The sequence below is a fragment of the Pseudomonas anuradhapurensis genome (assembly GCF_014269225.2).
GTDB lineage: Bacteria > Pseudomonadota > Gammaproteobacteria > Pseudomonadales > Pseudomonadaceae > Aquipseudomonas > Aquipseudomonas anuradhapurensis.
In genome coordinates this window covers 561134-573630 of sequence record NZ_CP077097.1, presented here as the reverse complement: position 1 = coordinate 573630, position 12497 = coordinate 561134, and the positions used below count along the sequence as shown (strand labels likewise).

Genomic DNA, 12497 nt, shown 5'->3' with positions numbered 1-12497 from the left:
ACAAGTCTCAACTGAGCTTCTTTTGTTCCCAAAAACGCTTCCTTTTAAGCCTTTGACGAAGCGAATCTAATTCATCTCGCCCACAGCACGCCTCTAACTTATCCGACAGCTTTTCTTTAATTTCTTCAAGCTTAACAATCATATTAGACTCATCTATAAACTTGGCAGTCTCCCTTCGATAGTCCTTTTCATCATCTGCAGTGACTTCATCTCGCACATAAATAATATAGACCAATATTTCTTAAAGATATGAGCAAATACTCGAGATCCCAAAGAACCGCTACTGCTTCCTCACCCGAGACCAATATATCTTTCTGTTTACTCAAAACCATTCCCTCTACGAATGCTTTAACTAAAGCCCCACTTATTTATCAAACATTTTTCGGTCTCTCCCAGAATTCAATCTTATCTAGCACTCTCTCCAAATCATCCATATCATCATCACCTAGCGTATCGTCAAATTTTGAAGCAATTACCATTCGCATTTTTGCCAGCCTATCATTTACCCGTTCAGCATCAATAAACTCAGTCACGGCCTCACAATACTCATCATGTATCGAAAAAGCCTGACCTAACTTTTCTTTATAGAAATTATTTAGCCTAACAAGCGAAACCAAGACGAACTCAACCTCTCTCAATAAATACTCCACATCTTTTTTACTGAGGAAAATCGTTTCATTTGTATTTCTCATCATCATTTCCCTTGCACTACCGCATGATTCTTCAGCTTAAGATCACCCTTAACCGTAAGTTCTTTTCTATGATAGCGAGGATTATCCACCCAGCAGGCGGCCAACCGGGTCGTACCCGCCAAGGGTTAAGCCGGCCAAGAATCAGGGAAGTGTGCCGACGCAGATCATCACACCAGAGAAGCGGGCGCCGCATGCGCCAGGCGAGCGGTTTGTCAGGTACCGAACAACCCGGCCTCAGCTGGCAACGCCACTCTTCGGGCCGCTGGCGATCAGCGCCGCGCCACACGCGGTCTTGTGCCCATCGAGGGCGACGGGTGTGCCGTCCACGCTGTAGGTCGCGCTACCTTCAACGATGGGGAACACGCCTTTGCACAACGGGCAGCTGACCATGTGGCCGACCCCGGCGATAGGCTTGCCGTTGACGTTGGTGTTGCCGAAGGAGCCGAGCACCTTGCCACCGTGGGTGGTGGAATCGCCAAGGCGGATAATGTCTTTCATGGGTGAACTCCGTGTCTGGAAGGAGGCGTCGATGCCAGTGGGTTAAAGCCTAAAATAGTGGGGCCATAGGCAATTGGGCGGGGGATGGGCTGGGCCCTGAGGATCCCATTGGGTCGGATGCGTTTTATCCTGCGGTACCTGACTACACGCGTATCACTCACCGGCCTGCAACTTCAATTTCGCACCATCAGGCAGGCTTTTGATTTTCTGGGCCAGTTAGCCGCGCCTCTCAATAGTTTCCTTAAACACGTAAGCATCGTCCTCTGGCAGCTTCAGGCTCTTTATTCCGCTCGCAAGATCAACTGAGCGAACCAGTGAAGCACCATATTAATTTGCTGATTCTTGTAAGCCTCTTTAAACTCATTGAAAGGCAGCTGTACTCTCAGACCAATATCTTTACTAGATTTATGATAACGCCTGACTTCTGGATAATCATCGATGCGCTCATGAGGCATAACTATCGATACAATACTCTATTTTACTGTTCCACAAGGCAGCTCAAACTCTTTACCAACCCAGCAATAACCTGTACTACCGTCCCGTGTCCAAAACTCTAAACACGCAACTCTCCCAACCAGCTCACCTAGGCTCTGACACCTATTGGCCAGCCAGTTCAAGAAGTAGTGCAACTAGGACTTCTTAGCGCGAATATCTGCCAAAGCCTTTTCAAGAGACTTCAAATCATTTGGATCTTTTAGTCTCGCTTTTGAACGTAGCCATTTATCAACCGCATTGTTACGACCATTTGATAGCAAGTCACCCTCTGCAGTAATCTCACTACTCATAATGACGCGCTTTACCACCTTGCCGTTTTCATCACTTACCCGGCAACTCAGTAGCCCATTAAAACGAGGCAGAATCGATCGCTAGATTTGAGCTACTTACCACCACCTCCAAGTCAGTATTGTCATTTTCCACCGCTCCGAAAAAAACGCTCCCCTCTCTCCATCTAAAACCCTGTTTAACATGATTATTTGACCAGTCATTGAACGGCTCATCTAAATTGAGCCAAACACACAGATTTGATTATATGAAACCCAAATATTCATAATTTTTGTTTCATTTACCAAGCACGTTAACCTTAAGTTACCTTTAGGTTTCAGCTTCTTGCACTTATTACCCAAAAACGCACCAGCCCCTCGGCTGCCGGAAGGAAATCACTCTAATATTTTCTCCTTCCCTCTCTTCGCGGGTTGATACCTGAGGATACTAATCCAGATACGCGTCTGGAACTTTCTGCTTATTGCCCTGGGATTCCGTCGCTCGCTTAGAGCATCCCTAGGGTCCCATATCAAGATAATCGGATACCCTTGAGCCTAAGCGTACAACATATGCTGGCATGCTTCCAAGTATTGTGCATACGGCAAATTCACTCCTAACATCCGATCCTATGAACCGTAGACCGCCCTGACTTGCCTGTGAGCTAATCAGTTCATCACCGGCCATGTGCCAAGCTCAACGCCTTTTACAATCTTCGGTGGCGCAGTGACAGAAAATCAATCTCCACCAAAAACTTGATAATTTTTGACGAGAATTGAAAGTTTTTTGCGACCAAATGTAAGTCAAACCTAAAACTTAAGTCAGGATCTTGCCTCGAGAAGTGCCTTCTCAAGCATCTTCATATCCGGAGGTTTTTTTGAGACCCCTTCGAAGCCAACCATCGATGGACAGGATTCTTCGGCCCGCACGCTATACTTACTTTGCGCATTAAGTTCACTAAGCCTAATCACCCTCTTGATAGAAAAATTACCCCGAAATCGGCCTCCGAGACGTAAGGGAATACAGCGAGCTTGGATGTTTCCAGTTGATTCCGACGACCAGTCCGCTCCACAGCACGACCTGCTCCATCTCTACCAGGAAGCGCTCATGGCAGGTCTGCTTGCACTTAGCGGCGTACTCGAAATCGGAAAGCTCATCTGACTCATGGGCAAGACTTGGAGGGCTGACTGAACGGAAGGCCATTTCAGCACAGGTCAGGCGGCCTGTGCTGACTTGATCGGAGAATCCTTAGGTACTAACTCTGCATTAGCAATACCAAAAAGCACAGAAAGGCGAGCTAACGATCTATTATTCAAGATCAAACTCACCCCCTAAACCCTCTATGACTTTCTGATTTCAGCCAAGGCTTTCTCCAGCACGCTGACATTCCCAGGATCATTAAATCTACTTTTTGACTTAGCCCATCGACTTACAGCGCTTTTAGGCCCTTCAACAAGCTTATTGCCTTCCTCAGTAATCTCGCTTTTCATAATCACGCGCTTCACAACCCGCCCTTCCTCATCAGTAACTCGGCATTTCAGAAGACCATTACGCTCCATAAAAACGAAGAGATTCTCCGTCGACAGCTCAATGTTTTTCTGCCAGTCCGGAGCGCTCTTATAGGCCGACATCAACACATCGATATCCCAAACTGGATAGTCATTTGTCATTACAGTCTCCTTTCTACTTGAGATAACCCTGCAACCGGCACCAGCTTCCCAGTAGTCCTATCTCTAATAAATGTCCCACCACTCGCGAGAATTCGACTTTCTTTCATTTGCTGATCATATTTATCAGCAGTCAGACTTGTCACCTCATAAGTTGTTGCCTGCCCATTTTCAATAACAGCTGTATCCACCCTACGCCGCTCACCGCTTTCAGGATCCCTGACAGATTTCCCGTTCGCATCTCGCAGATAACACTCACTTTGTATCGTCGCATTCGGATGCTTCGTTTTAATCTCAGCATTAAATTCTTGGTGACGGCGATCTCCTTCAACCGCATTCTTGATCCGCTTCAGCCCCCACGGATCAATCCAACCGATCGGGTTCGGAACATACTGATAGAGGTTGGCCCCACCCAAGTAGCTTATTGGATCCTGGTTGATGAACCGCCCAACCCTCGGATCATAGTACCGATAGCGGTTATAATGCAGCCCAGTCTCGTGATCGTGGTACTGCCCCTGGAACCGTATCGGGTTGCTCAGGCCGACTTGCTTGGCCCACTCCGAGCGGGTTTCCTTGACCTCACCCCACGCCTTGTACTGCGCCGTCCATGCCATCTCACCGTTATGGTCGGTCAGCTCCATCGGCGTACCCAGATGGTCACACTGATACCAGAGAATCGCATCGAATGCCTGCGGCTTGACCTCGGTGTGCCACAGCGGGTCCTGATCAAAATCGTATTCCCGGTCGCTCCAGTCCGGCTGGCGCAGCAGGCGGATCGGGTTGTTTCGTTGCGCCTGGACCACCGGCACGAAGCTGCCCGGCTCGTACAGGTAATGCACAGTGCGCCCGGTCTCGCCCTCACCCTGCGGCGGTGAGCTTTCCCAAGCCAGGTTATCGCCATCCCAGCCATACAAGGTGTAACCACAACCCAGTTCGCGCTGGCGCTTGGCCCGCTGCATCTGGTTCCAACCACTGCCCGCTCGCGGATCATCCTGGTGGTGCGCGGTGGAATGTTTGTGCAGACGGCGGCCCAGAGCGTCGTAGCTGTACACCACGCTGAGCTTGTCATCGTCGAAGCGCACCAAACGGTCGAACAGGTCCCAGCTGAGGCGCGCCTTTTCGCCGTTGTGCAGGCGATGGATCAGGTTGCCGCGTTCGTCATACTGGTAGTGGGTCCCGGCGTATTCACGCAGCAGGTTGTCCATCAGCTTGTTGCGCCGCGGGTCGCTTTCCAGCGGACGGTTGAGCTCCTGGGTCTTGTCGTCCAGCACGTTGCCGGCCGGGTCGAAGGCGAAGGTCTCGACACCGAGGCGGCTGGTGGCTTGCAGCAGGCGCCCGACCGGGTCATACCGATAGGCCAGGTGACCACGACGGGTATCGTGGATATCGGTCAGCTGGCCCACGGCATCGTACTGGTACTGGCGCTTGAGCAACGTGGACTTGCCATCGTGGCTACCCAGCAACTGCTCTTGCAGGCGGCCAGCCGGGTCCCAGCTCTGGGCCTGCATCAGCTGGTTGCCCTGATGCCGGACCACTTCGCGGTGCAGGTCATCGCGCTCGTAGGCCAGCAGTTCATGCTGGTCGAGGGTCATGCCCAGCACGTGGCCGCTGCCGTAGGTGAGCACGCTGACCTTGTGGCCATCGGGGCGAACGGTCGCGATACGGTTGTTGAGGGCGTCGTACTCGTGCTGCCACACCGCGACCATCGGCACCTCGGTGCCGAGGTAATACTGGTGCTCGCGGGTCAGGTTGCCCGCCTGGTCATGGAACCATTGCAGCTTGCTGGCGGCGTTGATCGCCTGGATCAGGTTGCCGTTGCCATCGTAGGCAAAGGTCTCTTCCTGACTTTGATCTCCTTGGCTGGCAACCCGTGAAACCAGGCGCCCCACCGGGTCGAAGGTGATGTCGATGCGGCGCTGGCCGACCTGGGTACTTGCCAGCCGGCCCGTATCAGCATCGTACTGGTAACGCGTCACCAACCCGTCGAAGCCTTGCTCCTGCAGCAAACGCCCGACCGGGTCGTAGAGGAAGTCAGCCTTGCTCTCGTTCTCGTTCTCCAGGCCGATCAGGCGGCCGAGTTTGTCCCAGCGATAACGCAGCGTGTGTTCATTGGCATCCACCCGCTCGGCGAGCAGGCCCACAGCGTTGTAGGCCCAGGTGGTGCAGCGGTCCAGTGCGTCAACGTGGGCCAATAACCGGCCTTCGGCATCGCGCTCGAAGCGCTCTTCGGTGGCGTCCGGATGAATGACTTTTGCCAGCTGGCCGGCCTTGTATTGGTAGACCGTCTTGTTGCCCGCCGCATCGGTGAACTGCACCAGCTGGCCGAAGTCGTCGTATTCCCATTGACTGGTCTTGCCCGAACAGTCGGTGTATGCGACCAGTTGATCCGCGGCGTTGTAGGCCAGCTTCTTCTCGTTGCCGTTGGCATCCTTGATCGCCTTGACCAGCCCGGAAGGCGTGTAGGCGAACTCGGTCTTGTTGCCCAGCGGGTCGGTGGTCTCGACCAGGTTGCCTTTCTTGTCGTAATCACGCAGCCACAGGCCACCTTCGGCATCGCGGATCTTGATCGGATGGCGGCGGTCGTCATAGGCGATGTGGATCTGACTGTGGTCAGCCCGGATATGACGGATGACGCTGCCTTGCTCGTCGTAGTCGTAACGGTCTTCGCTGCCGTCGGCGTGCACATGGCGCACCACATTCTTGCGCTCGTCACGGAAGATCCACTCCGAGCGCTCATCCGGATAGCGCACGCGGTACAGGTGGCCGAGGATGTCGTAGTAGTACCAGGTCTCCTGGCCGTGGGCGTCGGTGACGTAGGTCAGGCGAATGTTCTCGTCCCATTCCAGGCGGGTGTCGTAACTACCGTCATCGGCCCATTCGCGAATGGCCTTGGCGTCGGAGGCGCTACCATCCCACTGCAGGTTCATGCCGCGACCGGTGCGGTCGGTGTAACGGGTAACCAGGTGATTCTGGTACTGGTAGTGCCAGGCAGCGCCGTGCTCATCCTGGGCCGCAACGAGGTCGCCCTGACTGTCGTAGTGGTAGGCGCACAGCTGACGCAGCGGCTGGCCGTCGCGCATCTCCCACAGGCCGGTGATCTGGCCGTGGTCATCGATCAAGGTGCCGAGGTGGCGCAGCACGTCCTTCACATCGCCCTGGAAGGTGATGATGTCCGACAGCACCGGACGCCCCTCGTGATGATGCTCGTAGTGCAGCATGCAACCGGCATCGTTCTGCAGCAGGACCTTGCGCAGGTAATAGCGGTCGCCCACGCGCAGGTAATACTCCTTGCGCACGAAACCACGGCAGATCACCAGCTCATCGTCGCTGCTGCGTACCAGCAGCAGGTCCTCGATGGCGTTGAACTGCGACTTGCCGACCTTGGGCAACTCGAATTCATGGCTGCGGCCATCGAAGTCATGGAACAGCAGGCCGTTGCCCACCACGTCGATGCGGGTGGTGAATTCGGTGACCCAACGAGCCCCCAGGCAACCTTGGTCATACTCGGCCAGGCGGGAGTGATAGATGCGCTGCCAATCGATCGGGAATGCGCCGGGCAGGCTGAAATCCGTGTGGATGATGAATTCGGAACCCAGGGCGAAACTGATACTGCGCCCGGTGGTGGACTTCGGCGTCGGCCTGGGGATCGGGCAGCCAGGCTCTACAGGGCTTGGTGTTTGAGTGGCCTTGGCCTGGGCACTGCTGACCGCCAACTCGCCCTTGCCCTTCTCCCGCTGCACCTGCGTCACGGTCCCCGGCTTGCTCACCCCCGGCTGCCCATTCCTGTTGCGCTTGCGAAAGCCCTTCACCGCCCCGCTCAGCACATTCAGCATCCAGCCGATGCTCATCTGCGTGCCCGGGTCCGCCAGCTTGTTCAACTGCCGCGCCATCTCCGGCCCCAGCGCGCGCAGTTGCCCGGTGTTGGCCAGGACCTTGGTCTTGATCTGATCCGGCAGCAGTTTGCTCGTGGCGCTGTTGGCCAGCCCCTTGCCGGCGGCCTTGTAGGCGTTGTGCACGGCACCGAAGATGTTGCTGAACGCCGCCTTCGGGTCGTTGAGCAGCTTGTCGGCGGCGGCGGACACCTGTTTGCCCGCCTTCGACAGGTCACCCTTGGCGTCCAGCTGGCCCAGGGCGACCTTCTCCAGCCCGGTGGCGATCTCGCTGGTCATCTTTATGCCCAACGCGCCGGCGTCGGCCAGGATGCCGGCGATCTTCGGCTGCGCCTTGGCCACGAAGTCGTCGATGGTGCCGGCGATGGTCGCGTTGAGGTGGCCGATCAGTACCTGGATCAGCGCATCGCCCAGCAGCATCTTGGCGCTGTTGCGCAGCTCCTGGCGCACCAGGAACAGGGTCGGGCGCAGGCTCATGCGCGCCGCGGCCATGGTTGGCGGTGCCGGCAGCACGCCGATCAGGTTGATGCCCAGGCTGACCCAGTCGAGCAGCTGGCGGTTCTTGCTCTTGACCAGCGTCACCACGTCGCCCAGGGCATCGACCAGGGCCATGATGTTGCCCACCACCGGCAAGGCGCCGGCCACGGTCTTGATCCGTTCGAGGGTGACGTAGCCGCCGCTGACCGACTGCAGCCAGGCATCGAAGGCGGCGGCGCCACGGCCGACGTCCTTGGCGTCGATGGTGTTGAGCGGGGCGACGGCGACCTGGGGTTCGCGTTGTTTGGCGTCGGTCATGCCAGCACCTCATGGTTCAGCTTGGCCGGGTTAGCCGGGGCGCTGAGCTTGGGCAGGCTCGGCAGTTGCTTGAGGGCGCTGGCGGCCTTGAGCGTGGGCGCAGCGCCGGGCACCACGTTGCTGGCCAGCTGGGCCATGGCGCCGGTGTCGCCGCCGACGGCGGCCTTGACCTGTTGCGCCTTGTGCAGTGCGGCCTGGCCGCTTTTCGCCAGTTGCATGCCGGTGCCGGCCAGGGCCTTGCCCTGTTCCAGCAGGCTGTTGCCGCCCGGGCCCATCAGGCCCTGGGCCATCGATTTACCTTGTGCCATCGCGTTCTGCATCAGTCCCTTGCCCTTGTCCATGCCTTGCTGTGCCAGTGCCAGGCCCTTGCCCAGCAGCCCGTCCTCGCCTTTGCCGGCGCTCAGCACCTCACCCACCACGGCCTGCTGGCCCGGGGCGATATCGTTGAACTCGGTCTTCGCCGGCCAGCTACCGGGGCCGAAGTGGCTGCCCTCGGCCCAGGTGTCGGCCGGGTCGAGACCGAAGTCGACCCACAGCGGGCCGGCGGCAGCGCCGCTGGCCTGGTTGAAACCGTTGCCGTCGAGCGCGCCCTTGATCGACTTGCCCAGCGCGTCGAGCACGTCGTAGTCGCCGGTCTTGACGCCCTTGCTGTTGGCGTACTGGTACAGCAGCTCCAGGTCGCCCTTGCCGGGTTTCGGCGGCTCGGGGAAGGTGCCGGCCTTGCTGGCGGCGCCGATGTGCGCAAACTTCGCGGCATGGGCGGTGTAGTTGCCGCTGGTGACGTGGGTGATGCCGCCGGCGTTGTAGGTGGTGGCGCTGCCGCCGCCCTGGATCACCAGCTCGGTCTTGGCGGTGAGCACGATGCGCTCGGCGTTGGCGGTGATGTCGAGCTTGGCCAGCAGGTTGATGTTGTCCTTCAGGGCGCGGATGTCGATGTCGCCGGAGGCCGACACCAGTTTCCAGCCCAGGCTCTGCACGAACAGGCGCATGCCCTGGCTGGCACTGGCCAACAGGCGCTTGCCGATCGACAGGCTGGTATGCCCGGTGCTGCTCAGCGCCAGGTGGCTGCCGCTGGTGATGTGGTTCGGGCCAGGCGTGGTCAGGGCGATGCCGGCCGGGCTCGACAGCACCAGGTGAGGCTGGGCGAACTCGGGGAACTCGTTGGCGCTCTGGTTGACCGGACCACTGCCGAGGATGCCCAGGTGCTGGGCGTGCAGGTCCTTGGCAACCTGATCCTGGTCGCCCGGTTCCTGGGCCTGCATCTGCTTGGCCAGTTCCGCCAGGCTGTCCTGCTGCTCGCTGGCAGTGGCCAGGCGTTCGGCGGTTTCGGGCAGGTCCTTGTGGTGCTTGGCTTCGTTCGGGCGCGGTTCGGTGGTGAGCAGCAGGCCGCCGGCGGCGCGCACGGCGCCGTGGCGATCGGTGCGCAGCTCGAAGCCCTCACCCCGTGGCGCGCCGCCGCTCGGCCGTGGGTGGGTCAGGTAGCCGAGGTTCAGGGCACTGGCGCCGTGGTCGCTGCGCAGGGCGATGCTGATCTCGCTGGTGGTGTCGTCGATGCGCAGTTCGTTGTTGCGGCTGCCCTTGTATTCCTTGCTTTTGATGGTAGCCAGGGTCTTCAGCTCGGGCAGCTTGTAGTGCGGCATGTTCACGCCGTGGTACAGGCAGCCGGTGATCAGCGGCTGGTCAGGGTCGCCTTCGAGGAAGCTGACCAGCACTTCCATGCCCACCCGTGGCAGCTGCAGGCTGGCAATGCCCTGCCCGGCCCAGCCGGAGGCCACACGCATCCAGATGCTGGACTTGTCGTCGGCCTGGCCTTCGCGGTCCCAGAAGAACTGCACCTTGACCCGGCCGAACTCATCGCAATAGATCTCCTCACCCTCGGGGCCGCTGACCACGGCGCGCTGGGTGCCGAGGATGCGCGGCTTGGGGTGGTTCAGCGGCGGACGGTAGACCGCTTCCCAGGGGGTGGCGCTGAAGAAGTTGCGGTAGCCCTGCTGGAACCCGTCGACGCGCGGGTCGACGTCGCTGGTGATGGCTTCTTCCAGCACCTGCGGCTGGCGGCCCTGGTGGCGCACTTCGGTGAGCAGCCACAGGTCGTTCCAGGCTGCATTCAGGTGCGCGGTCAGCGGCAGGAAGTGCCCACTGACCAGCAGCGGCTGGTCGCTGCGGCCCTCGGCCAGGCGAAAGTCGCTGCGATGGCGCTCGAGGGCGCGGGTGGCCAGGTGCTTGCCCCGGGTGCGGTCAAGGAAGCGCCCGGGGTAGTCGTAGTCTTCGAGCTCGGGCTCGGCGTGGCTGACCGACTCGCCCTCGAGCTGGATCAGCGGCTTCTTGAAGTCGTAGTCGCGGCGGGTGACGCTGCTGGTGCGGGTTTCCACGCGCAGGCCGAAGCGCTTGATCATCGGCGTGTCGGCCACCAGCCCGGCATCCTGCTGGTAGGCCACCGGCGCCAGCTTGGGGAACACCGTCTGGTCGTCGCCAAACACCAGTTGATGGCCAGCGGCGCTGTGGCGGAAGTGGTAGTGGATGCCCTCTTCTTCACACAACCGCTGGATGAACTGCAAATTGGACTCGTCGTATTGCACGCAATACTCGCGGTCCGGGTAAACGGCGCCCAGCTGGAACTGGTAGGCGTTGGCGAGGATGCCATGCTCCTCCAGCACCTGGGCGATGATCTTCGGCACGTTCATGTGCTGGAACATGCGCTGGTTGATACGGTGGGCCAGGTAGGCCAGCTGCGGGCGCAGGGTCACCTGGTAGCGGGTCAGGCGCTTGCCCGCCTCGCCTTGCGCGGCGCGGTAGATCAGCCCATGCAGGCCGCGTCCGGCATCGCCCAACTGAAGGAACGCGGGCTTGTGCAGCAGGCTCTCCAGGTCCAGCGAGGGACGTTCGCTGACCAGCTCCAGGTCGATGGCGTAGGGCTGGCTGATGGCTTCCTTGCCGTCGAAGGCGAGGACCTGGAAGTCGTGCTCCAGGCCGTCGATGTGCAGGCTGAAATGGGTCTGGTTTGCGGCGGCAAACATCCTTGTCCCTCTTTCCTGGGGAGTGAAACGACCTCGGGGTAGCGCGCCGCTCACGCGGCGCATCGCGGATGAATCCACTCCTGCAGGCAGGCGGGCAGCGGCGCCAGCCGAAACATCGCGTCGGGCCGATCAGGCAGGCAACCAGGGCCTCACAGGTGCGGCACTTTGCAACCGATGCAGGAGCGGATTCATCCGCGATGCGCCGCGTGGGCGGCGCTCGATCTCATGGGCGATGCAACGCTGGCGTCGATCACCCAGAGACCCCGAGCCTTAGCCGGCGACCGGTGCGCGCCAGTCGTCAGAACCGGAAGTACCGGACACTTCGTGGGTCCAGGTGATCTTGCGGTAGGTGAAATACACGTCTTCCAGGTGGGTGAAGTGGGCGTTGGCCGGGTCCTGGCAGTTGTGCATGTAGTCCTTGATGTCGACGATGATTGCGTCTTCCAGGACGGTGGTGTAGTAGTGCTCCTGGGTGCCCTGGGCCGAGGTGCGGTACCACTTGATCTCGACCTTGGTCATGCGCTCGCCCGAGGTCAGGGCGGCCAGCAGCAGCGGCGAAGCCTTGTCGAAGACCTTGGTGATCTTCACCGGCTTGTGCACGCGCTGACCGGTCGGCTGGCCGGACTGTGGATCACGCGGGATGATCACTTCGTGTTCGAAGCCCTGGACCATGACCTGGTCTTCGTGACCTTCCTGGTAGGTGTTGCCTACCGAGTCGGCGGTGAACGCGCCAGCGGTGATCAGGCCTTGTTTTTCGCCGGTGACGGCCATGTAGGCGGGAGTTGCCATGAGTGATGCTCTCCATGCTTGAGAAAGTCGCCCGGTGGCAGGAAATTGCCAGGCGGGGGACATCTCCTTATACAAGCCCCGTGCCAGGTATTTTTTATCCTTTTAAATCAATAGCTTAAAAATGCTACACACTCATTTGGATAGATTTTTAGCGACCTGCTATCCAAAAGTTGCGCAACTTTTTGCGCAGTGCTGGCAAAAAGTTGCGCAGTTGGTTGTACATGGCGTCTGCTAAGGCCTGCGAGGAACTATCCACACACTTATCCACATTCAACTGCGCAACTTCTTGCGCAGTTGACTAGAGAGTCAATATCCCTTGTCCCGCCTGCCGGAGCGCCGGGCATGAACGGACGCTGCCTCGCCGCGGATATCAATATGCTACTATCGCGT

The 12497-nt window shown here is 58.7% G+C and carries 8 protein-coding genes and 1 pseudogene; all 9 read right to left on the bottom strand.

Going from position 1 to position 12497, the window contains the following annotated elements; genetic code table 11:
• Positions 1-371: 371 nt before the first annotated feature.
• Complete coding sequence (locus HU763_RS02570) at positions 372-698, bottom strand: hypothetical protein (protein ID WP_217884027.1); 327 nt, start codon at positions 696-698, stop codon at positions 372-374.
• Between the two features lie 228 nt (positions 699-926).
• Positions 927-1190 (bottom strand): PAAR domain-containing protein, encoded by a 264-nt coding sequence (locus HU763_RS02565; protein WP_170028031.1) that lies wholly within the window; start codon positions 1188-1190, stop codon positions 927-929.
• A 629-nt stretch (positions 1191-1819) separates the two neighbouring features.
• Positions 1820-1975: a hypothetical protein gene (locus HU763_RS02560; protein ID WP_186690748.1), complete on the bottom strand. Its 156-nt coding sequence runs from the start codon at positions 1973-1975 to the stop codon at positions 1820-1822.
• A 58-nt stretch (positions 1976-2033) separates the two neighbouring features.
• Complete coding sequence (comJ, locus tag HU763_RS24950; protein ID WP_186690751.1) at positions 2034-2210, bottom strand: competence protein ComJ; 177 nt, start codon at positions 2208-2210, stop codon at positions 2034-2036.
• 765 nt (positions 2211-2975) lie between these two features.
• Positions 2976-3115: pseudogene (locus tag HU763_RS24945) on the bottom strand (IS5/IS1182 family transposase); the annotation flags it as partial.
• Between the two features lie 174 nt (positions 3116-3289).
• Positions 3290-3619 carry a hypothetical protein gene (locus HU763_RS02550; RefSeq protein ID WP_186690747.1) on the bottom strand — a complete coding sequence of 110 codons (330 nt, stop codon included), beginning with the start codon at positions 3617-3619 and terminating at the stop codon, positions 3290-3292.
• Positions 3619-8301: an RHS repeat-associated core domain-containing protein gene (locus HU763_RS02545; RefSeq protein WP_225931917.1), complete on the bottom strand. Its 4683-nt coding sequence runs from the start codon at positions 8299-8301 to the stop codon at positions 3619-3621. The genes HU763_RS02550 and HU763_RS02545 overlap by 1 nt, the downstream gene beginning before the upstream one ends.
• Positions 8298-11318: a type VI secretion system Vgr family protein gene (locus HU763_RS02540; protein WP_217884026.1), complete on the bottom strand. Its 3021-nt coding sequence runs from the start codon at positions 11316-11318 to the stop codon at positions 8298-8300. The genes HU763_RS02545 and HU763_RS02540 overlap by 4 nt, the downstream gene beginning before the upstream one ends.
• 270 nt (positions 11319-11588) lie before the next feature.
• Positions 11589-12107 (bottom strand): Hcp family type VI secretion system effector, encoded by a 519-nt coding sequence (locus HU763_RS02535; RefSeq protein WP_011531920.1) that lies wholly within the window; start codon positions 12105-12107, stop codon positions 11589-11591.
• Positions 12108-12497: the final 390 nt, after the last annotated feature.